The organism is Nonomuraea sp. NPDC049486 (assembly GCF_040676925.1).
GTDB classification, from domain to species: Bacteria; Actinomycetota; Actinomycetes; order Streptosporangiales; family Streptosporangiaceae; genus Nonomuraea; species Nonomuraea ferruginea.
Window position 1 is genome coordinate 144,482 of the sequence record NZ_JBFAPV010000008.1, and the last position, 20,266, is coordinate 164,747.

At 71.6% G+C, this 20,266-nt stretch carries 23 protein-coding genes; 8 read left to right on the forward strand and 15 right to left on the reverse strand.

Annotated features, from left to right (window positions below):
• Nucleotides 1–234: 234 nt before the first annotated feature.
• From AB0K05_RS23720 to AB0K05_RS23750, 7 genes are all read right to left on the reverse strand, one after another.
• Nucleotides 235–555, reverse strand: a complete 321-nt coding sequence (locus tag AB0K05_RS23720) for a TadE family type IV pilus minor pilin (RefSeq protein ID WP_364231652.1) — start codon at nucleotides 553–555, stop codon at nucleotides 235–237.
• 35 nt (nucleotides 556–590) lie between these two features.
• Nucleotides 591–824 (reverse strand): DUF4244 domain-containing protein, encoded by a 234-nt coding sequence (locus tag AB0K05_RS23725; protein WP_148036299.1) that lies wholly within the window; start codon nucleotides 822–824, stop codon nucleotides 591–593.
• A gap of 499 nt (nucleotides 825–1,323) precedes the next feature.
• Entirely contained in the window at nucleotides 1,324–2,106 is a 783-nt protein-coding gene (locus AB0K05_RS23730; protein ID WP_364231657.1) for a type II secretion system F family protein, read from the reverse strand.
• Nucleotides 2,107–2,183: 77 nt separating this feature from the next.
• On the reverse strand, nucleotides 2,184–2,891 hold the full coding sequence (locus tag AB0K05_RS23735; RefSeq protein ID WP_364231659.1) for a type II secretion system F family protein: 708 nt from the start codon (nucleotides 2,889–2,891) through the stop codon (nucleotides 2,184–2,186).
• The gene (locus tag AB0K05_RS23740; RefSeq protein WP_364232107.1) at nucleotides 2,888–4,216 is read right to left on the reverse strand and encodes a TadA family conjugal transfer-associated ATPase; all 1,329 of its coding nucleotides are present in this window, start codon (nucleotides 4,214–4,216) and stop codon (nucleotides 2,888–2,890) included. Before AB0K05_RS23740 ends, AB0K05_RS23735 begins: the two co-directional genes overlap by 4 nt.
• Nucleotides 4,217–4,281: 65 nt before the next feature.
• Complete coding sequence (gene ssd, locus AB0K05_RS23745) at nucleotides 4,282–5,322, reverse strand: septum site-determining protein Ssd (RefSeq protein WP_219544809.1); 1,041 nt, start codon at nucleotides 5,320–5,322, stop codon at nucleotides 4,282–4,284.
• A 710-nt stretch (nucleotides 5,323–6,032) separates the two neighbouring features.
• A complete protein-coding gene (locus tag AB0K05_RS23750) occupies nucleotides 6,033–6,815 on the reverse strand; it encodes a Fic family protein (protein WP_271276109.1) in 783 nt (260 codons plus the stop codon).
• Nucleotides 6,816–7,063: 248 nt separating this feature from the next.
• Here AB0K05_RS23750 and acs point away from each other — a divergent pair, with 248 nt between their 5' ends.
• The 4 genes from acs (at nucleotide 7,064) to AB0K05_RS23770 (ending at nucleotide 11,127) form a co-directional block, all read left to right on the forward strand.
• Nucleotides 7,064–9,037: an acetate--CoA ligase gene (gene acs / locus AB0K05_RS23755; protein ID WP_364231663.1), complete on the forward strand. Its 1,974-nt coding sequence runs from the start codon at nucleotides 7,064–7,066 to the stop codon at nucleotides 9,035–9,037.
• A 278-nt stretch (nucleotides 9,038–9,315) separates the two neighbouring features.
• Nucleotides 9,316–9,762 (forward strand): phage holin family protein, encoded by a 447-nt coding sequence (locus tag AB0K05_RS23760; protein ID WP_271276107.1) that lies wholly within the window; start codon nucleotides 9,316–9,318, stop codon nucleotides 9,760–9,762.
• Nucleotides 9,752–10,672, forward strand: a complete 921-nt coding sequence (locus AB0K05_RS23765; protein ID WP_219544805.1) for an alpha/beta hydrolase — start codon at nucleotides 9,752–9,754, stop codon at nucleotides 10,670–10,672. The genes AB0K05_RS23760 and AB0K05_RS23765 overlap by 11 nt, the downstream gene beginning before the upstream one ends.
• Entirely contained in the window at nucleotides 10,669–11,127 is a 459-nt protein-coding gene (locus tag AB0K05_RS23770) for a DUF309 domain-containing protein (protein WP_271276106.1), read from the forward strand. The genes AB0K05_RS23765 and AB0K05_RS23770 overlap by 4 nt, the downstream gene beginning before the upstream one ends.
• Here AB0K05_RS23770 and AB0K05_RS23775 read toward each other — a convergent pair.
• Complete coding sequence (locus AB0K05_RS23775; protein WP_148036290.1) at nucleotides 11,124–12,317, reverse strand: MarP family serine protease; 1,194 nt, start codon at nucleotides 12,315–12,317, stop codon at nucleotides 11,124–11,126. The two genes, AB0K05_RS23770 and AB0K05_RS23775, sit on opposite strands and share 4 nt — an antisense overlap.
• 82 nt (nucleotides 12,318–12,399) lie before the next feature.
• On the opposite strand from AB0K05_RS23775, the gene AB0K05_RS23780 reads away from it, so the two are divergent.
• Nucleotides 12,400–12,918: a HEAT repeat domain-containing protein gene (locus AB0K05_RS23780; RefSeq protein ID WP_219544804.1), complete on the forward strand. Its 519-nt coding sequence runs from the start codon at nucleotides 12,400–12,402 to the stop codon at nucleotides 12,916–12,918.
• Here AB0K05_RS23780 and AB0K05_RS23785 read toward each other — a convergent pair.
• Nucleotides 12,895–13,542 (reverse strand): CoA pyrophosphatase, encoded by a 648-nt coding sequence (locus tag AB0K05_RS23785; protein WP_271276105.1) that lies wholly within the window; start codon nucleotides 13,540–13,542, stop codon nucleotides 12,895–12,897. The genes AB0K05_RS23780 and AB0K05_RS23785 overlap by 24 nt on opposite strands.
• A gap of 39 nt (nucleotides 13,543–13,581) precedes the next feature.
• Nucleotides 13,582–14,313, reverse strand: coding sequence for an endonuclease III (nth, locus tag AB0K05_RS23790; protein WP_148036287.1), 732 nt, complete (start codon nucleotides 14,311–14,313; stop codon nucleotides 13,582–13,584).
• A gap of 349 nt (nucleotides 14,314–14,662) precedes the next feature.
• Between nth and AB0K05_RS23795 the strand changes: the two genes are divergently transcribed.
• Nucleotides 14,663–15,343, forward strand: a complete 681-nt coding sequence (locus tag AB0K05_RS23795) for a Crp/Fnr family transcriptional regulator (RefSeq protein ID WP_148036286.1) — start codon at nucleotides 14,663–14,665, stop codon at nucleotides 15,341–15,343.
• On the opposite strand, the gene AB0K05_RS23800 is transcribed toward AB0K05_RS23795, so the two are convergent.
• From AB0K05_RS23800 to AB0K05_RS23815, 4 genes are all read right to left on the reverse strand, one after another.
• The gene (locus AB0K05_RS23800; protein ID WP_271276103.1) at nucleotides 15,325–16,113 is read right to left on the reverse strand and encodes an MBL fold metallo-hydrolase; all 789 of its coding nucleotides are present in this window, start codon (nucleotides 16,111–16,113) and stop codon (nucleotides 15,325–15,327) included. The genes AB0K05_RS23795 and AB0K05_RS23800 overlap by 19 nt on opposite strands.
• Nucleotides 16,110–16,886 carry an NUDIX hydrolase gene (locus AB0K05_RS23805; protein ID WP_148037237.1) on the reverse strand — a complete coding sequence of 259 codons (777 nt, stop codon included), beginning with the start codon at nucleotides 16,884–16,886 and terminating at the stop codon, nucleotides 16,110–16,112. The genes AB0K05_RS23800 and AB0K05_RS23805 overlap by 4 nt, the downstream gene beginning before the upstream one ends.
• Nucleotides 16,887–16,974: 88 nt before the next feature.
• Nucleotides 16,975–17,433: a RidA family protein gene (locus tag AB0K05_RS23810; RefSeq protein ID WP_148036284.1), complete on the reverse strand. Its 459-nt coding sequence runs from the start codon at nucleotides 17,431–17,433 to the stop codon at nucleotides 16,975–16,977.
• Nucleotides 17,430–17,585 (reverse strand): hypothetical protein, encoded by a 156-nt coding sequence (locus AB0K05_RS23815; RefSeq protein ID WP_090945153.1) that lies wholly within the window; start codon nucleotides 17,583–17,585, stop codon nucleotides 17,430–17,432. The genes AB0K05_RS23810 and AB0K05_RS23815 overlap by 4 nt, the downstream gene beginning before the upstream one ends.
• A gap of 76 nt (nucleotides 17,586–17,661) precedes the next feature.
• Here AB0K05_RS23815 and AB0K05_RS23820 point away from each other — a divergent pair, with 76 nt between their 5' ends.
• Both AB0K05_RS23820 and AB0K05_RS23825 read left to right on the forward strand, forming a co-directional pair.
• A complete protein-coding gene (locus tag AB0K05_RS23820; RefSeq protein ID WP_271276102.1) occupies nucleotides 17,662–18,663 on the forward strand; it encodes an ArsA-related P-loop ATPase in 1,002 nt (333 codons plus the stop codon).
• On the forward strand, nucleotides 18,660–19,787 hold the full coding sequence (locus AB0K05_RS23825) for an ArsA family ATPase (protein ID WP_219544801.1): 1,128 nt from the start codon (nucleotides 18,660–18,662) through the stop codon (nucleotides 19,785–19,787). The genes AB0K05_RS23820 and AB0K05_RS23825 overlap by 4 nt, the downstream gene beginning before the upstream one ends.
• Before the next feature lie 44 nt (nucleotides 19,788–19,831).
• Here AB0K05_RS23825 and AB0K05_RS23830 read toward each other — a convergent pair whose 3' ends face one another.
• Nucleotides 19,832–20,128: a WhiB family transcriptional regulator gene (locus AB0K05_RS23830; RefSeq protein ID WP_148036282.1), complete on the reverse strand. Its 297-nt coding sequence runs from the start codon at nucleotides 20,126–20,128 to the stop codon at nucleotides 19,832–19,834.
• Nucleotides 20,129–20,266 lie beyond the last annotated feature (138 nt).

A 20,266-nucleotide genomic window follows, 5' to 3' on the forward strand; every position in this document is an offset into this window, starting at 1 on the left:
CGGTCTGCACATCAGGCCAGGGGGTCTGGCTGCCGCACGGGGGTCCGCACCGTGAGGTCAGGATTCGGTTCTCGCTGCCGCATGACCGGTCTGCACATCAGGCCAGGGGGTCTGGCTGCCGCACGGGGGTCCGCACCGTGAGGTCAGGATTCGGTTCTCGCTGCCGCATGACCGGTCTGCACGTGAGGTCAGGATTCGGTTCCGGCTGCCTCACGGGCGGTCCGCACCGTGAGGTCAGGATTCGGTGGGCGTGGTGGCGGACGCGGTCACGTGGATCGCGGGCAGGGCGGGGCCCCAGGGCGGGCGGACGGCGAGCGAGATGTGCACGGTCGTGTGTTCTGGGGTGCGGTTCACAGTTACCTCTGCTTCGGGGCGGGTGGCTGAGCGGGCGAGGTCTCGTACCTGATCGAGACGCTCGCCCCTGGCCGCGGCGCGAGCGGCGGAGCGGGCGGCGTCGACGCATTCGAGGTGGGCTCCGACGGCCTGGATGGCCCACAGCGCCGCCGCGAGGACGACCATGAGTGCGGGGAGCATCGCGGCCGTTTCGGCGGTCACGGAGCCTTTTGACGACCTCCGGCGCGCGTGGCCGGTCATCCCTTGGTGTTGAGCGCCCGGTCTATCAGCGAGGAGAGCATCTCCTGCACTTCGGGACTGCTGACCACCTTGAAGAGCAGAGCGGCGAAGGCGCAGGCGGCGATGGTGCCGACCGCGTACTCGGCGGTGGACATGCCCCTGTCGCGGGCGGCTCCCGCCAGGCGGGCCTGCCTGACGGACCACCAGCGGCGGTGGCGGGTGCGGAGCGACAGGTTCTTGTGGTCCTGCATCGTGCCTCCAGGAAGGTCGGGCCGGGGCGACGCCCCGGGGTGCGGGTCCAAGATTCGCTCGGACCGGCATGGGCCCAAGGGGCCGAGCGCCGTTCTGTGGATAAGCGAGTACGTGGCGCCGGAGCTGTGGAGGGAGCACCCGTGAACGGAGGCGGGATCGGGTGGACGCGACGTTGGGCGGACGCGACGTTGGGCGGACGCGACGTTGGGCGGACGCGGAGGTTGAGCGGACGTGGAGGTTGAGCGGACGTGGTGGTTGAGCGGACGTGGGCCCGGTGGACCTGGTGGCACGGTCTCGTCAGCGGACGCGTGCTCGCCGGAACGAAGCGCTCTCGTCAGCGGACGCGAGCCCGGCTGACCTAGCGGTGCTGTCTAGACAGCGGACGCGAGCTTGCTGAAGCCTGTGGAGCACTCTCGTCAGCCGACGCGAGCCCGGTGGAACCGGCGGAGCGCTCTCATCAGCCGACGCGGACTCGCTGGAACCGGGAGAGTGCTTTCGTCAAGGGAGGACGATCGTGGTGGCCAAGCCCGCTACCACGGGGATGATTCCCAAGAGGACGAACGCCGGGAGGAAGCAGAGGCCCAGGGGTGCCACCGCTTTGACGCCCACGCTGCGGGCCGCGGCCACCGAGGCGGCCCTTGACGTTTCGCGGGCGTCGTCCGCCAGGCGGGTCAGGATGTCGGCCACGGGGGCGCCGCTCTGGGACGCTCGGATCATCGCTCGGGCGAGTTGGGCTGTGGCCGGGTCGCGGGACAGGTGGGTCCAGGTCGGCTCGGGGTCGGCGCCGAGTTTGAGCTGGGCGGCCACCCAGGTGAGTCTCAGCCCGAGGGGGCCGCCTATCGCCGTGGCGGCGGTCTCGGTGGCGGCGCTGGTGGGCTGGCCCGCGAGCAGGCAGGCGGACATGAGGTCGGCGGCGAACGGCAGGTCCGTGGTGATCCGGTTGCAGTCGCGTTCGAGCTCTGGCGGATCTCTGCGGTGGAGGGCCGCCGCGGTGATGGGAGTGGCGAGGAGGGCCGTGACGATGCCGGGGACGCCGCCGACCAGCAGGGTGACAACAACACCCAGGCAGAGCGACGGGACGAGGGTGCGGCTTGAGAGCCGACGCCCGGCTTGCGCCGTGTCAGTGAGCCAGACGGGCGGGGGTGGGTCGGCGGGGCGGGATCCGTTCTGCCGGGGTGAGGGCTCGGGGAGCAGGCGCGCGAGGCGTTGCGCGGGAGTGGTGGGCGAAGTCCAGAGGTAAGCCGCCAGGGCAGTGCAGAGAATGGAGGCGAGCGCGAGCATCGGGTGGTCCTAGCTGTGACGGAGGTCGGGACTTTCCGCAGCGGATGGGTTTTGACGCCTGGCCTTGTCAGGGCGGGTCAGGGGTTCACCGCTTTGGTGGCCATGCGGTGGGTCCACCAGAGGCCGCAGGCGTCCAGGGAGATGCCGGCGGCGAGGCAGAGGAGGCCGGGGAGGCCGCCCAGCAGGAAGGTGAGGGGACGCATGCCCAGGGCGGCGGCCATCAGGAGGCCCAGCGCCGGGAGGATGGCCAGCATCCTGGCTGTCGTGCGAGGGCCGGCCAGTTGGGCGGCGACGTCCTGCCGGTGGGCCTGGGAGGCGCGCAGGGTCGCCGCCACGCGGTCCACGAGGGCGCTCAGGCCGGCGCCGACCGTCACGCTGACGTCCCAGCAGGCGGCGAGGCGGCGCAGGCCCTCGCCGCCCTCCTCCGGGGCGGCCCGGAGCAGGGCGGCGGAGACGTCGCCGCCGTCTCTGGCCGCGGCCGACACGGGGCGGAGCGCGCCGGGGTCCGGCAGGTCGACGGCGTCGAGTGCTCTGGACAGGGCCTCGCCGGGGGTCCGCCCCGCTGACAGCTCGGCGGTCATGGCGTGGCACAGCTCGATCGACGCGCGGCGCCAGGCGTCGGCTCGGCGTGACCTGCTCGGGCGAGCGAACAGGGCCTTCAGGCTGGGCGGGCGCGGCCCGTCGTCGTGGTGGGTGAGCCTGGCCAGACGGAGGGTGGCGGCGTCGGGGCTGGTCCAGAGCCAGACGGCGAGGGCGATGAGGAAGGCGGCTGCCACGGCGGTCATGACGCGGACTCCTCGGGAGAGGGAGCCTGGCCGATGGGGAGAGGGCGAGGGCTCCCGGACGGCGACACTTCTCGCGAGGCCGGAGACGTCGGGTGATGGCGAGGGCTCCCGGACGGCGGGGCTTCTCGCGAGGCCGGAGACGTCGGGTGGTGGCGGAGGCTCCCGGACGGCGGGGCTTCTCGCGAGGGCGGAAGGGGCGGGGAGTCGCCCGTCAAGGTTGTGTAGGCGGGGCCTGGGTGTGCGTGGCCTTCGGGGGTGAAGGTCACGGCGGGGATGGCTCGTACGAGGTCGTCGTCGGTTCTGGTCAGGAGGCGGATCTCGGAGATGCGGCGTCTGCCGTCCGTGCGGCTGCGGGTGAGGTGGATGACGACGTCCAGGGCGGCCGCCAGTTGGCTGTGGACGGCTTGTCTGCTGAGGCCCGCGGCGCAGCCCAGGGCCTCCAGGCGGGGCGGGACGTCGGCGGCCGTGTTGGCGTGGAGGGTGCCGCAGCCGCCCTCGTGGCCCGTGTTGAGGGCCGCGAGGAGGTCGACCACTTCCGCGCCTCTGACCTCGCCGACCACCAGGCGGTCGGGGCGCATGCGCAGGGCCTGGCGGACGAGGTCGCGCAGGCCCACGCCGCCCGCGCCCTCGACGTTGGCGGGTCTGGACTCCAGGCGGACCACGTGCGGGTGGAGCGGGCGGAGCTCGGCGGAGTCCTCGACCAGGAGGAGGCGTTCGCCGGGGTCGGCCAGGGACAGGAGCGCGGAGAGGAGAGTCGTCTTGCCCGTGCCGGTGCCGCCGGAGATCAGGAAGGCTCTCCTGGTCGTGACCAAGGTGGTGAGGATCGGGACGGCGGCGGGGGTGATGGTCCCCGCCGCCACCAGGTCGGGCAGGGTGAACGTGCGGCGGGGCGGCAGGCGCAGCGAGACGCAGGTGCCTCCCGAGGCGATCGGGGGGAGGATCGCGTGGAGGCGGACGCCTCCGGCGAGGCGGGCGTCCACGTACGGGGAGGCGTCGTCGAGGCGGCGGCCCGCCGCGGCGGCCAGGCGCTGGGCGAGCCTGCGGACCGCGGCGTCGTCGGTGAAGGTGACGGGGGTGAGGCGCAGGCCCCTGCCGTCGTCGACCCATACCTCGCGGGGGCCGTTGACCAGGACGTCCGTCACTTCGGGCGCGGCCAGGAGCGGCTCCAGCGGGCCCGCGCCGATGAGGTCGGCGCAGAGGGCCCGGGCGACGGCGAGGATCTCGGCGTCGCCGTAGACCGCCCTCTCGGCGCGGAGTGCCACGGCCACCTGGGCGGCCGTGGGTTCGGCTCCCGCTCTGGCGAGGCGTACGCGGACGGCTTCCACGAGCTCGGGGGTTACCTGCACGGTGGTCTCGATTCGGGTGGGATCGCGGGCGGTGGCTGAAGGGGTCACGCCGGGAGGAGGTCGTGGAGGAGCGTCGTGCAGAGGGCGCCGAGGGTGGTGCGGGGGCCCAGTCTGGGGAGTTCGCCGCGGTTGAGCGTGGCCGTCAGGCGAGGGTGGTCGGGCAGGTGGGCGGCGGCGGGGATGGACAGGGAGGCCGCCGCCGCGTCGGCGTCGAGGACGCCGGGGCGGATGACGGCGCGGATGTCGGAGGTGTGCTCGGCCGCCTGCCGCAGGACCTGGGCGGCGGACAGGACCCCGCGGACGTCGGCCGTGACCACCAGGAGGGTGGTGGTGGCCCTGCCCAGGGCTTCGGCGGCCGCCGCGTCGAGGTGGCGGGGAAGGTCGACGATCACCAGGTCGAAGCCCCGGCGGCCGGCTTCGAGGACCGAGCGCATGGCTTCCCTGGGGATGGGGCGGACCTCGCCCCGGTGGAACGACAGGACCGCGAGGTCGCCGAAGCAGGGAAGGGCTCCTTGGAGGGCCGTGGAGCTGATGCGGCCCTGCCTGGCCACCAGGTCGGCCCAGCGTGCCCCCTGCGTCTCCTCCTGGCCCAGGAGGGCGTCCAGGCCGCCGCCCAGCGGGTCGGCGTCGACCAGGAGGGTGCGGAGGCGGTCGCCGGAGGCTCTGAGCGCCAGGCACGCCGACAGGACGCTGGCGCCCGCGCCGCCCCGGCCGCCGATGACGCAGAGGACCGCGCCGGACCGCGGGTGGGGCTCCATGGCGTCGGCGAACTCCTCGACCAGGCGGCGCTCCTCGTCGGGGAGGGGCACGACGGCCTGGGCGCCGACCGAGACGCAGCGGCGCCAGGTGTCGGGGTCGTCGGGGGCGCGGGTGACGAGGAGCACGCGGTCTCTGGCGGGAGGGGCGCAGGCGGCGACGGCGTCGGCGAGGTCGGCGCCGACGACCACCAGCGGGGCGAGGCTCCAGAACGGGCGGGCGTGGGCCGGCGCGTGGGCCACGTCGATCTGGGCGCCGGCCGCGGCGGCGACGCGGACCAGGTCGTCGAGCAGGTCGCGGTCCTCGGTGATGACCAGTGGGCGATTCATCGGACTCCCTCGGGGTCGGGGAGGTCCGACCATGCCCGGGACGAGGTCGGGCGCGGGGAGGCGAACGCGGTTCTGGGGATGACGCCGCAGGCCGTGCACAGGCTGTGGACGACGGCTACGGGCGAAGTCCGGAAATGGGGCGACCCCCGCCGGGGGGGAGAGCGGGGGTCGCCTGTTCGGTCCGGCTCCGGGGGGGTAGAGCCGGTCCCGTTTCAGAAGAAAGCTTTCATCACTTCACCGGAGCATGGCAAGGGACTTGGAAACCCAACCCATGCGCAGTCACTCCAGTTTCTGGTGATACCACCGTATGCTGCCCGATCCACTCGAGTTTCGTCGAGGCGCAATCTGGTATTTCCGCCAAGTTTTTTCGTAATCGCATAACGATCACATAAAGCCGATCACGGACAGTGATCATCACGGCTTGATAACCACGCCCCGTACCGCGACGCCGATCCACCACACCGGACACGCGGCCAACCTCCGGTAAAGGTCTTGCTCCCGGGGGTTCCCATCAGGGCTGATCCGTCATAGAAAGGTGTCACGGACCAGTGGTCCGGGTGCATCAACCGGGTACCCACGCGCGACCAGCCGCGGGAGGCGCGTCGTGACGGGCTTGACCCGCTCCGACGAATTGAGGTGCACGCTTGGTAACCCGGCGTGATGCACCGGCGGACGGCGTCTCTTGACAGAGGCGCCGTCAGCTACGTTTCTCAGCCTCTTTGCATGGCTTCGCAGATGGCGACCGCTTCCCGCACCCCCAGGCTTACCGCAGAGGCACATTGCTGTATCCACTGGGCCACGCCCTCGGGTGTGCCGCTCAGATAGGCCCGCAAGCCCTCGGCGTACGGCAGCTCCAGATGCCCCACCTCGACGGCCACCAGCGACTTGGGGTCGAGCCCGTACTCCACCAGCGTGAGCCGCTCGGCGGCGCGCGCCACGACGCCGTCGGCCGTGCCGAAGGGTCGCAACACCGCCAGCTCGGCGTGCACGACGGCGGCCAGCACCAGCGCCGGGGCGGCCTTGGTGGCGCCGTCCATAAGCCAGATCAGGCGCTCCATCCGGGCCGCGGTCTCCTCGGCGGACGGCGCCGCGCCCAGGCCGAGCGGGTCGGGAGCGGCGTCGGCGGTCCGGGGCCGGCCCAGCGCCTCCTGGCCGGTCAGTCCGGCCGCGGCGACGGTGTGCAGGCGGGCCAGCACCTGCCTGGGGGCCTTGCGCCAGGTCGGCCCGAGGCGGCCCAGCTCCGCGGAGGCGCGCAGCGCCCCCTGCACGACCGGGTCGTGCGCCTCGTCCCTGCGCAGCGCGTCGAGCGGGACGTCCGCGCCCTCGATCGCGGCGGACGCGCGGGCGCCGCGCAGCGACGACTCGGTGGACACGGCCGGGCTCGCCCGGCGCAGGACGCGGTGGCGGTAGAGCCGGTCGACGGCCTCCCGTGCGGCGTCGACCGCTTCGGACACGCCGGGAAGCCGCGCGAGGGCGGCCAATGGGTCACTCACGGATATCGACCATACCCGCGGGTAGAGGATCACTCTCGCGGGGCCCATAAAGCCGCCTCCAATTGGCGCGCTCCAAGGGAGACATTTCAGGATGACAACGTTTCAATAGCTTTTGTCATTCAAATCGGCAAGCTGTCGACTTCCTGCGCCGAACGGTACAGACCTGTCTAGACCTCTTGTGTGGGGGTGCTGTGACCTGGTGAAGTGGGACATGACCTACCCGATCTGGCCCTAGAAGGAGCGCGAAGGTGGCCCCGGAGACCCCTGGCAAAGAGACCCAGGCCCTGTCCAACTTGCTGCAGGAGAACCGCCGGTTCGCGCCACCGGCCGAGCTGGCGGCGGCCGCGAACGTCACCGCCGCCGCTTACGCCGAGGCGGACGCGGATCGCCTCGGCTTCTGGGAGCGTGTCGCCGAACGGCTGACCTGGGCCAAACGCTGGGACACCACGCTCGAGTGGAACGCGCCCTTCGCGAAGTGGTTCGTCGGCGGCGAGCTGAACGTCGCCTACAACTGCGTCGACCGGCACGTCGAGGCCGGCCACGGCGACAAGGTCGCCTACTACTGGGAGGGCGAGCCCGAGGACGACTCCCGGGTGATCACCTACGCCGAGCTGCAGGACGAGGTCTGCAAGGCCGCCAACGCCCTGCGCGAGCTGGGTGTGGGCAAGGGCGACCGGGTGGCCGTCTACCTGCCGATGATCCCCGAGCTGCCGATCACCATGCTGGCCTGCGCGCGCATCGGCGCCGTCCACTCGGTGGTCTTCGGCGGCTTCTCCTCGGCGGCGCTGAAGAGCCGCATCCACGACGCCGACGCCAAGCTGGTCGTCACCGCCGACGGCGGCTACCGCCGCGGCGCCCCGTCGGCGCTCAAGCCGACCGTGGACGAGGCCGTCGCCGAGAGCCCTCAGGTGGAGAAGGTCCTGGTGGTCCGGCGCACCGGACAGGACGTCGCGTTCGGCGACAAGGACCTGTGGTGGCACGACGTCGTCGACCGCCAGAGCACCGAGCACACCGCCGAGCCGCACGGCGCCGAGGACCCCCTCTACATCCTCTACACCAGCGGCACCACCGGCAGGCCGAAGGGCATCCTGCACACCACCGGCGGCTACCTGGCCCAGACGGCCTGGACGCACGACGCGGTCTTCGACCTGAAGCCCGAGACCGACATCTACTGGTGCACCGCCGACATCGGCTGGGTGACCGGCCACTCCTACATCGTGTACGGCCCGCTGGCCAACGGCGCGACGAGCGTGATCTACGAGGGCACGCCCGACACCCCCCACCGCGGGCGGTTCTGGGAGATCGTGCAGAAGTACAAGATCTCGATTCTCTACACCGCGCCCACGGCCATCCGCACGTTCATGAAGTGGGGCGACGACATCCCCGCCAAGTTCGACATGTCGAGCCTGCGCGTCCTGGGCTCGGTGGGCGAGCCGATCAACCCTGAGGCGTACGTCTGGTACCGCGCGAACATCGGCGGCGACCGCTGCCCGGTGGTCGACACCTGGTGGCAGACCGAGACGGGCGCCATCATGATCAGCCCGCTGCCCGGCGTGACCCACGCCAAGCCGGGCGCGGCCATGCGCCCGCTGCCCGGCATCGTCGCCGACGTGGTCGACGACCAGGGCAACAGCGTGCCCGACGGCGGCGGCGGGTTCCTCGTCATCCGCGAGCCGTGGCCGGCCATGCTCCGCACGATCTGGGGCGACGACCAGCGCTACATCGACACGTACTGGTCGAGGTTCGACGGGATGTACTTCCCCGGCGACGGCGCCAAGAAGGACGAGGACGGCGACCTGTGGCTGCTGGGCCGGGTCGACGACGTCATGCTCGTCTCCGGCCACAACATCTCCACCACCGAGGTGGAGAGCGCGCTGGTCAGCCACCCGAAGGTGGCCGAGGCGGCGGTCGTGGGCGCCACCGACCCGGTGACCGGCCAGGCCATCGTGTCGTTCGTCATCCTGCGCGGCACGGTCGAGGAGAGCGACGACATCGCGGCCGAGCTGCGCGCGCACGTGGCCAAGACGCTGGGCCCGATCGCCAAGCCCCGCCAGATCCTGGTGGTGCCCGAGCTGCCCAAGACCCGGTCCGGCAAGATCATGCGGCGGCTGCTGCGCGACGTGGCGGAGAACCGGAGCATCGGTGACGTCACGACGCTGGCCGACAGCACGGTGATGAACCTGATCTCGGAGAAGCTCCCGTCGGCCAAGGCCGAAGACTAGAAGCCCTCGTACGCGACCCCCTGCCCTGGATCATCCGGGCGGGGGGTCGCTCGTGTGCCGGACCGGCTCGGCGCTATGTTCTCGGATCGGGTAGATCTGGGAGTGATTGCGGGGCGCGTGGTGGGCAGGTTCCTGGGATGTTCGGCCGGGGCGGCGAGGCAGTCAGGCGGGCTCCACGGGTGGGACGCGGCGGTGGGGCCGGGTCCCATACGGTATGCGGGCGTCGCATCCCGCTGACGATGATTGACACGGCCATCAGGCCTCGATAGGAGACGTTCATGCCGCAGACTCCCGAGGAAGAATCGCTGGGCTCGCTCGTCGCCCAGGCGAGCGATCACATCTCGACTCTGGTCCGTTCGGAGATCGAGCTGGCCAAGGCCGAGTTCAGGTTCGACGCCAAGCGGGTCGGCACGGCCGGGGGCCTGTTCGCCGCCGCCGCCTTCATGGCCCACCTGTGCCTGATCCTCGCCTCCTTCGCGATCGCCTTCGTGCTCGCTCAGTGGATGCCGACGTGGGTGGCCTTCCTCGCCGTGACCGTCTTCTACCTGCTTGTCGCGGCTTTGCTGGTCTACGTCGGAATCCGCAAGCTGAAGGGGCTGGCCGGGATGAAGCGGACCGCCCGGTCGCTGAAGGGCCTCAAGGAGATCGCCCATCCGGATGAGGTCCCGGTGGCGGACGATCGACCGGTCCCGGTCAAGAGGCCGGTGACACCCGGTGGCGTCTGACGAGGCCGTCGTCCAGATCGAAGGCCCTTGGACGCACCGCACGGTGCACGCGGGGGGCACGCGGTTCCACGTCGTGGAGGCCGGCGACGGCCCGCTGGTGCTGCTGCTGCACGGCTTCCCGCAGTTCTGGTGGACGTGGCGGCACCAGCTCAGGTCGCTGCCCGAGGCGGGCTTCCGCGCGGTCGCGGTCGACCTGCGCGGCTACGGCGGCAGCGACAAGCCGCCGCGCGGCTACGACCTGCCGACGCTGGCCGCCGACGCGACCGGGCTGATCAAGGCGCTCGGCGAGACCGGCGCGATCGTGGTCGGCCACGACTGGGGCGGGCTGCTGGCCTGGACGATGGCCGTGCTCGACCCCAAATGCGTGCACCGGCTGGTGACGGTGTCCGCCCCGCATCCCCTGCGGCTGCGCAACGCGCTGCTGACCGACCCGTTCGGCCAGCTCAAGGCGAGCCGGCGGGCGTTCGGCTTCCAGCTTCCGCTGCTGCCCGAGCGCAGGCTGACCAGGCGCGGCGGCGCGCTGGTGGGCAGGCTGCTCGACGACTGGTCCGGGCCCGGGTGGCCGGACCAGGAGACCTCGCGTACGTATCGCGAGGCGTTCACGATCCCGGCCGTGTCCCACTGCGCGCTGGAGTATCACCGGTGGTTCGGCCGCTCGCAGCTCCGCCCCGACGGGCGGCGGTACGCCAGGGCCATGCGGACCGAGGTCGAGGCGCCGACGTTGCAGCTGCACGGGGCGCTCGACACCTGCACGCTGCCGCGCACCGCGCAGGGGTCGGGCCGCTACGTGGCCGCCCCGTACCGGTGGCGGCTGTTCGAGGGGGCGGGCCACTTCCCGCACGAGGAGATTCCCGACGTGTTCGACACCGAGCTGCTCGGCTGGCTCGACGACCCGGAGCCCGACCGATGAGAGACCGAGATCCGGAGGGCCGCCCGCGCAACGCCCGCCCGCGTGACGCGTTCGGCCGGCCGCTGCCGTACGGCTCGGAGGGCATGCCGAGGGTGCCCGACGACTACGCGCCCACCACCGGGCAGGCGGTCGCCGACGGCCGCCGGTTCCTGGAGGAGGGCCTGCCGTTCAGCGCGCACGAGGTGTTCGAGGGGCGCTGGAAGTGCGCCCCCGAGGAGGAGCGCGAGCTGTGGCAGGGCCTCGCGCAGATCTGCGTGGGCCTGACCCACCTGCAGCGCGGCAACGCGCGGGGCGCGCTGACGCTGTTCGCCCGCGGCGCGGCCCGGGTGCAGTCGTACGGCGACCCGTACGACGCGGTGGGCAGGGCGGCGTCCGGCCTGCACGACGACAGCGACGCCGCCGAGGCGGTCGCGCTGATCCTGGCCGAGCTGCCGGAGCCGGACGACCTGACCTAGTCGCACTGCTGGGTGTCGGCGGGGCTGGTGTCGTTCTTGCCCTGCTCGGCGTCCGGGCGGACCTCGTCGGCGGTCAGCGCGTAGCCGGTCTCCTCCTGGCTGACCGCGGCCGCGAAGATCACCCCGTACACCCGGCCGTCGACGGAGAGCAGCGGGCCGCCGGAGTTGCCGGGCAGCACCAGGCCGCGGATCGCGTACACCGAGCGGGTGACGTTGGTGTCGCGGTAGATGTCGGGGCTCTCGGCGTTGTTGATGCGGCTGCGGATGCGGGCCGGCTCGGCGGAGAAGCCCTGGCCCTTCGGGAAGCCGGCGATGATCGCGTTGTCGCCCTTCTCGGCCTCGCCGTTGAAGGCCAGCGCCGGGAGGTCGAGCCCCGGGACGCGCAGGACGGCGATGTCGCGGCGCGGGTTGTAGCGGACCACGGTGGCGGCGTGACGCCGGCCGCTGTGGTCGACGATCTGCAGGTCGCGGGTCACCCCGGCGACCACGTGGGCGTTGGTCATGATGCGGTCGCGGGCGTAGACGAAGCCGGTGCCCTCGATGTGCTTGTTGCAGCTCTCGGCGTTGCCCTGCACCTTGACGATGGCGCGGGTGGCCCGCTCCAGCTTGGCGCCCTTGAGGATGCTGCGGGGGGCCGGTTCGACGTCCACGAGCTGGCCCGCGCCGATCGCGTCGAACACCGGCGGGAACTCGGAGCGGTCGATGAACTTCTTGAACGGCTGCTGCCAGTTGCGCGCGGCCTGCGGGATCGCCTGGTCGACGGTGGTGAGCAGCAACGACCCTTTGACCTGGTCGACCAGCGGGGTGAACGAGGTCGAGACGATCAGCGACCCGATCAGCCACGCGATCACCAGGACCGACAGCGCGCTGGCGAACGTGCCCCCGACCGCGTCGGCCACCTTGGCGGGCTCCCACGTGACGTGCGAGCGCACCACGGCCCCGATGGTCGAGGAGGCGAACTGTCCGATCGTCGCGGCCAGGAAGACGATCACGATGGCGAGCAGCGCCTGCGGCGTGTCGCCGTCGACGACGGTTCGGGAGATCGGCGGCGCGATGAACACCCCCAGGACGGCCCCGCCCACGAACCCGACGAAGCTCATCACCCCGATGATGAAGCCCTGCCGGTATCCCGAGATCCCGAAAGCGATCACGAGGCCGATCAATATGAGGTCAAGCAGATCACCGCGCACGCTTCAAAGCTAACCAGGGTCTGGGTCAAGTGTGCATGTCTTCTGCCAGGACCGCCCGCGGCCCGTGGCTAACGTGATCCGCATGCCGCCGTTCGAGGGAACAGTTCGTGGTCTCATCGAGGCAGCTCTGCGCGACACCGACCCGGACGGGCCGGTGCGCTGGCAGGTGATCAGCCGGCTGCGGGAGCGCGGCGATCTGGAGTGCTTCATCGAGGCCCGGCGGCTGTGCGCCGCCGACGGGACCGCCGAGCGGCTGCTGGGCGTCGACATCCTGGGCCTGCTGGGGGCGTACGTGGACCGCGCGCTGCCGATCCTGCGCTATCTGGCGGCCAGCGAGGACGACGCGGTGGTGCTGTACTCGGTGCTGATCGCCTTCGGTCATCTCGGGGACCCGCGCTCGCTGCCGTCGGTGATCGACCTGGCCGCCCATCGCGACCCGCGGGTGAGGTACGGGGCGGCCTACGCGCTGCAGCACGTGCTGGGCGACCCACCCGACCGTACGGGGCTGGCCGCGTTGCGTTCGCTGACCCTGGACGCCGACGCCGACGTGGCCGGCTGGGCCTCGCTCGGCGTGGCGCTAGCCACGGGCCGCGAGCTGTAGCACCTCGGGCGGGATCTCCTCCACCCGGTCGCGGTCCCACGGCAGCTCCATCGCGCCCTCGCGCAGCAGCCCGTCGAGCACCGCCGCGGTGAACCCCCACACGAGCATCCCGCGCACCCGGAAGGCCGGCCCGGCGAGCCCGGCCCGGTGGCGCAGCATGAGGCGGTTGGCCGGGTCGGTCAGCTCGGTCACCGGCACCCGCTCGACGGAGTCGACCTCGTCGGGCGAGGCGGCGTGCACCGCGCACGGGTCGTGCCACCAGCCGAGCACGGGGGTGACCCGGTTGTCGCTGTGGGAGAGGTAGAGCTCGGGCATGGTGCCGAGGACGGTGACGCCGCGCGGGTCGAGGCCGGTCTCCTCCTCGGCCTCGCGCAGCGCCGCGCCGATCGGCCCGTCGTCCTCGGGGTCGACGCCGCCGCCGGGGAACGCCGGCTGGCCGGGGTGGCGCCGTCCGCGCGTGCTGCGCTGGATCAGCAGCACGTCGGGGCCGTAGGGGCCGTCGCCGAACAGCGCCAGCACCGCCGCCCTGCGTCCGCCCCGCACGGGCGGGCGCAGCCCCGGGGGGACACGGGTCTGTACGGCGTTCGCGGCGAGCTGGTCAAGCCAGTGGGGCACCTCGGTCACGACTTCTCCAACACCGCGGGGATCACCGAACTTCCCCGCTCAGGAGAAGGGACCGGAACGCACCAGTTTGCGCGCCTCCTCGACGGCGGTCGGGCCGGTGCCGTACGAGGGACAGAGCGCCGCCAGCGGGCAGACGCCGCACGCGGGCCTGCGGGCGTGGCAGATGCGGCGGCCATGCCAGATGATCCGATGGGAGAAGACGGTCCACTCGCGCTTGGGGATGAGCTCGCCGACCACCTGCTCGATCTTGACCGGGTCGGCTTCCTCGGTCCAGCCGAAGCGGCGCACCAGCCGCTGGAAGTGGGTGTCGACGGTCAGCCCCGGCACCCCGAAGGCGTTGCCGAGCACCACGTTGGCGGTCTTGCGGCCGACGCCGGGCAGCGAGACGAGATCGTCCATCTTGCGCGGCACCTCGCCGCCGAAGCGGTCGCGCAGCCCCTTGGCCAGCCCGATCAGCGAGCGGGTCTTCGCCCGGAAGAACCCGGTCGGCTTGATGATCGTTTCGAGGTCCTCGGGGTCGGCGGCGGCCATGTCGTCGGGCGTCGGATACTTGGCGAACAGCGCGGGCGTGGTCAGGTTGACCCGCACGTCGGTGGTCTGCGCCGACAGCACGGTGGCGACCAGCAGCTCGAACGAGTTGGTGAAGTCGAGCTCGCAGTGAGCGTCGGGGTAGGTGTCCGCGAGGATCCGGTTCATCTTCCTGGCCCGCCGCACCAGCCCCAGCCGGGTCTCCGGCTTGCGTCCGCGGGCGCCCGCCACGTTCGTCGCCATGCCGCAAGGGTATGGCCACCCGCCGCTTCCCGGGACATGACGCTTTCTTTCCGCGTACGAGGAGAGCCGGCCATGAGAAGGAAGATCATAAATCCCCTCTTCGGGGGATTGGGCCGTTCTTATCGGTGTATGTAACGGACTGGAGGGCTCTGAGCGGGGGATGAGTAAGCATGTTGACGGTTTTGTTCGTACACTTCGGCAGGAGGATCGCACGGCTCGTCGTGGGGGGAACCATTTCGAGCCCGGCACGCGGTTCATCCAGCCGCTGAGCGGCACCCCCGGGCGAGCCTGGCTCGCCAGGTGTGCCGCCCGGAGTGGTGTGCGTCACAATGGCAGCAGAGGAGGCAGAGTGAACACCGAAGACGTGCTGGGCAAGGCCCCCCTGTTCGCCGCGCTCGACCGGGAGAGCGCCGCGGCGCTCAGGACGAGCATCACCGAGGTCCAGCTGTCCAAAGGGCAGACGATCTTCCACGAGAACGAGACGGGCGACCGGCTCTACGTCGTGCTCGAAGGCAAGGTCAAGCTCTCCCGCACCTCCCCCGACGGCCGGGAGAACGTCCTCAGCGTGCTCGGCCCGAGCGAGATGTTCGGCGAGCTGTCGCTGTTCGACCCGCGTCCGCGCACGGCCACCGCGACCGCGCTGACCGAGGTGCGCCTGGCCGGGCTGGGCCACGACGACCTGCGCCCCTGGCTGACGGGCCGCCCGGAGGTGGCGCTCCACCTGCTGCGGGCGCTCGCCCAGCGGCTGCGCCGCACCAACGACGTGCTGGCCGACCTGGTGTTCACCGACGTGCCCGGCCGGGTGGCCAAGCAGCTGCTCGACCTGGCCGAGCGGTTCGGCACCAAAACCGACGACGGCATGCGCGTCCACCACGACCTCACCCAGGAGGAGCTGGCCCAGCTCGTCGGCGCCTCCCGCGAGACGGTCAACAAGGCCCTGGCCGACTTCGCGCACCGCGGCTGGCTGCGCATCGAGGCCAAGGCCGTGGTGATCCTCGACCACGACCGGCTCTACAACCGGTCCAGATAGTCGAGCTGGGCCCGCACCGACATCTCGGCCGCGGGCCAGAGCGACCTGTCGACGTCCGCGTACACGATCCGTACGATCTCCCGCGGCGTGCGCGCGCCCTGGCGCCGTGCCTCCTTGATCTGGTCGAGGCGCACCCGCCGGTGCGCGATGTAGCTGTCGAGCGCGCCGATCGGGTCGGGCAGCACGGGGCCGTGGCCGGGCAGCAGGGCCTGCGCCTCCAGGCTCTCCGCCGCCGCCCTGAGCCGGTCCAGGCTGCGCAGATAGTCGGCCAGGCCGCCGTCACCCGCGATGATCGTGGTGCCCCGGCCGAGCACGGTGTCGCCGGTCAGCATGGCCCGGTCCTCCGGCAGCCAGAAGCAGAGCGAGTCCGCCGAGTGGCCGGGCGTGCCGTACACGTGGATCTCCAGCCCGTCCACGACGACCACGTCACCGTCGGCGAGCCCTTCGTCGCCCAGCCGGTGGCGCGGGTCCAGGGCGCGCACCGGCGCTCCGACGAGCCCGGCGAACCGCCTGGCCCCGCCGCTGTGGTCGAAGTGCCCGTGGGTGAGCAGGATCTGGGTCACCCGGCGATCCCCCAGGTGGTCGCGGACCCGGAGCAGGTGCGCCTCGTCGTCGGGCCCCGGATCGACCACGACGACCTCCCGGCCGCCGATCACCCACGTGTTGGTGCCGTCGAGCGTCATGATCGACGGGTTGGGCGCGAGGAGGTTCTCCGCGTGCGCGGTGCGCGACCCGTCGGGCGTGTCGAGCGGGATGTGCAGGCCGCTCATGCCGACTCCAACCGGAACTCGCCGTCGACCTCCACGACCCTGGGCAGCACGGTGACGATCTCCCGCCGCTCGCCCAGCACCGACTCCACGCCGTCGTGGCGGGCCAGGTCGCCGAGGGTGCGGTACGTGGGGGGCATCAGGAAGATCTCGCCCCGGTCAGCCATGGCGAGGGCCTCGGCCGGGCGGCGCCACTCGACCTGGTCGGCCTCGCCGCCCACGTCGCGGGTGCGCTGGCCCTCGGGCAGCACGGCGACGAAGAAGCGGGTGTCGAAACGCCGCGTCTCGGCCTCGGGCGTGATCCAGTGGGCCCACGGCTTGAGCAGGTCGGAGCGGAGCACCAGGCCGCGCTTGGCGAGGAAGTCGGCGAAGCCGAGGCTCCTGTCGATGAGAGCCAGCCGGTCGGCCTCCCAGTCGTCGCCCCGGGTGTCGGCGACCACGGATTCGGGGCCGGGCCCGGCGAGCAGCACCCCCGACTCCTCGAACGTCTCGCGTACGGCCGCGCACACCAGGCCCCTGGCCACCGCCTCGTCGGCGCGGAAGGCCCGCGCCCACTCGGCGGGCGACGGCCCCGCCCAGGCCACGGCCTGGTCGGTGTCACGCGGGTCGACCGACCCGCCGGGGAAGACGTACGCGCCGGCGGCGAAGGCCATGGTCGCCTTGCGCCGCAGCAGGTAGACCTCGATGCCGCCCGCCCGGCCCGCGCGGAAGAGCGCCACGGTGGCGGCGTCCCGCGCGCGGACCGGGGCGACACGCCCGGACAGCACGTCTCTGATGTGTTCGGCGTGTTCCCGAGAGAACCGAAGACCAGCCACGATGACCTCCAACTAGAACATCACTCGGTCATAGTGACATATCCGGCGTTCAGGACACCTCGGCGATGAGCTCCACCTCGACCGGGACGTTCAGCGGCAGCGCCGCCACCCCGACCGCGCTGCGCGCGTGCTTGCCGGCCTCGCCGAACACCTCGCCCAGCAGCTCGCTGGCCCCGTTGGCGACCTGCGGCTGCCCGGTGAAGTCGGGGGCGCTGGCCACGAACACCACGGCCTTGACGATCCGCTTGACCTCGGCCAGGTCACCGACCTCCGCCTTCAGCGCGGCCAGCGCGTTGAGCGCGCAGATCCTGGCCGCCTCCTGGCCGTCCTCGACGGTGACGTCGGCGCCGAGCTTGCCGGTGAACCGCACCTCGCCCTTCACCACCGGGACCTGGCCCGAGGTGTAGACCAGGTTGCCGGTCCGCACGGTCGGCACGTACGCGGCCAGCGGCGCGACCACCTCGGGCAGCTCCAGCCCGAGGTCGGCGATCTTCTGCTCCGGAGTCACTGCTTCTCCCGCTTGAAGTAGGCGACCAGCTGCTCGGGCGTGGCGCCCTGAAGGATCTGGACCAGCTCCCAGCCGTCGGAGCCGAAGTTGTCGAGGATCATCTTGGTGTTGTGGATCAGCACCGGAGCCGTGAGGTACTCCCATTTCTTCATGGCCATCAGCGTAGTGTGAGCAATCTCCGGGGCACTCGTGGGCTTGCGTCAAATGACCGTTCGGTAGCCTCGAATCGTGGACTCTCGGGACACGGATTGGGACGGTGTGCGACTGCACGTCGTCACCGGCAAGGGCGGCACCGGAAAGACGACGGTGGCCGCCGCTCTCGCGCTCGCCCTCGCCTCGGGCGGGCACAAGGTGCTGCTCGTCGAGGTGGAGGGCAGGCAGGGCATCGCCCAGATCTTCGACCTGCCGCCGCTGCCGTACGAGGAGCGCCGCATCGCGGTGGCCCCCGACGGCGGCGACGTCTACGCGCTGGCCGTCGACCCCGAGGAGGCCATGCTCGAATACCTGGAGATGTTCTACGGCATGCGCAGGGCGGGCCGGGCGCTGACCAAGATGGGCGTGCTCGACTTCGCCACCACGATCGCCCCCGGCTTCCGCGACGTCCTGGTCACCGGCAAGACCAGCGAGGCGGTGCGCCGGCGCGGCAAGGACGGCAAGCGGGTCTACGACGCGGTGGTCCTCGACGCGCCGCCGACGGGCCGCATCACGCGCTTCCTGAACGTCACGGAGGAGGTCGCGGACCTGGCGAGGGTCGGCCCCATCAAGAACCATTCCGATCTCGTACGAGGCGTCGTGAAAAGCCCGGAAACAGCGGTGCATTTCGTGACTTTGTTGGAAGAAATGCCCGTCCAGGAAACGCTCGACGGCCTCGCCGACCTTCGCGCGGCCGGCCTGCCTCCCGGCGGCGTCTTCATCAACATGGTGCGCGAGCCGCTCCTCCCCCAGCCGGTCCTCGACAAGGCGGTCAAGGGCCGCGTCGACACCGCCGAGCTCGTCGCCGGTCTGGAGGCCGCCGGCCTGGCCACCGGCGGCGACGCCAAGGCCCTGGCCGAGGCGCTCGCCGAGGAGCTCGCCGAGCACGCCCGCCGCACCGAGATCGAACGCGACGAGCGCGAGACCCTCACCGCCGCCGAACGGCCGAGCTACGAGCTGCCGCTGCTGGCCGACGGGGTCGACCTCGCGGGCCTGTACGAGCTGGCCGAGAGCATCCGCACCCAGGGAGCAGCGTGAGAAAGCCCGCCACCCTCGACATCGACGCCATCCTCGACGACAGCGGCACCCGCATCATCGTCTGCTGCGGCTCCGGCGGCGTCGGCAAGACCACCACCGCCGCGGCGCTCGGCCTGCGTGCCGCCGAGCGCGGCAGGTGCGCCGTGGTGCTCACCGTCGACCCCGCCAGGCGCCTGGCCCAGGCGATGGGGCTGAGCGAGCTCGACAACACCCCGCGCCGCATCGTCGAGTGCGAGAGCGGCGGCCAGCTCTTCGCGATGATGCTCGACATGAAGCGTACGTTCGACGAGATCATCGAGGCGCACGCCGACCCGGAGCGGGCCCGCCAGATCCTGTCGAACCCCTTCTACCAGTCGCTGTCGTCGAGCTTCGCCGGCACCCAGGAGTACATGGCCATGGAGAAGCTCGGCCAGCTCCGCCGCTCCGACGAGTGGGACCTGATCATCGTCGACACCCCGCCGTCGCGCTCCGCGCTCGACTTCCTCGACGCGCCCGAGCGGCTCGGGAGGTTTCTCGACGGGCGGTTCATCCGGCTGCTCACCGCCCCGGCCAAGGCCGGCGGGCGCAGCGCCTTCCGCATCTTCAACGCCGGGTTCGGGTTCGTCGCCGGCGCGCTGACCAAACTGCTCGGCGCCCAGGTGATCAAGGACCTGCAGACGTTCGTGTCAGCGCTCGACGCCGTCTTCGGCGGCTTCAGGCAGCGCGCCGAACTCACGTACAAGCTGCTGCAGGCGCCCGGCACGGCCTTCCTCGTGGTCGCCGCGCCGGAGCGCGACGCCATGCGCGAGGCTTCCTACTTCGTCGAGCGGCTGGCCGAGGAGCGCATGCCCCTCGCCGGCCTGGTCGTCAACCGGGTGCACGAGTCACCGGCCGCGACGCTCTCAGGAGTGAGGAGCGCCGCGGCCGCCGAGGACCTGCAATCACGGGGCGAGCACGAGTTGACCGCCGCTGTGCTGCGGCTGCACACCGGGAGGATGCAACTCGCGGCTCGCGAGCACCGGGAGCAGGACCGCTTCGTGACCGCGCACCCGACGGTGCCGGTCGCCCAGGTCGCCGCGATGTCCGAGGACGTGCACGACCTGGCCGGCCTGCGCCGCATCGGCGAGCTCATGGCGAAGGCATAAGAGTGCGGCCGGCGTCGTCACCGGCCGCGCCTCGCCTGGACCGATCAGCCGGCGATCAGCTCGTTGGTCCGCTCGTACTCTTCCTTCGCGGACTCGAGCAGCTCACGCCACGAGTCCACGTCGGGTCGCCGCCTTAGCAGCGCACGCCGTTCGCGTTCGGTCATACCGCCCCACACCCCGAACTCGATGCGGTTGTCCAGCGCATCGGCGAGGCATTCGGTACGGACCGGGCATCCTCGGCAGATCAGCTTCGCCCTGTTCTGCGCAGCCCCTTGGACGAACAGCGCGTCCGGGTCCGCACCTCGACAGGCGGCACGGGAGGTCCAATCCGTGATCCACATTTTCGACCCCACTCCCCTTAGGTGGTCAGTCGTCATTTGGGGCCGACGGGCGCGGGCGCCGAGCCTCCGTATTCAGTTGCCGCAGGGAGAACGTACGCAACGAGACCTTCGGACCGACAGACCCCAGAGGACCAAATT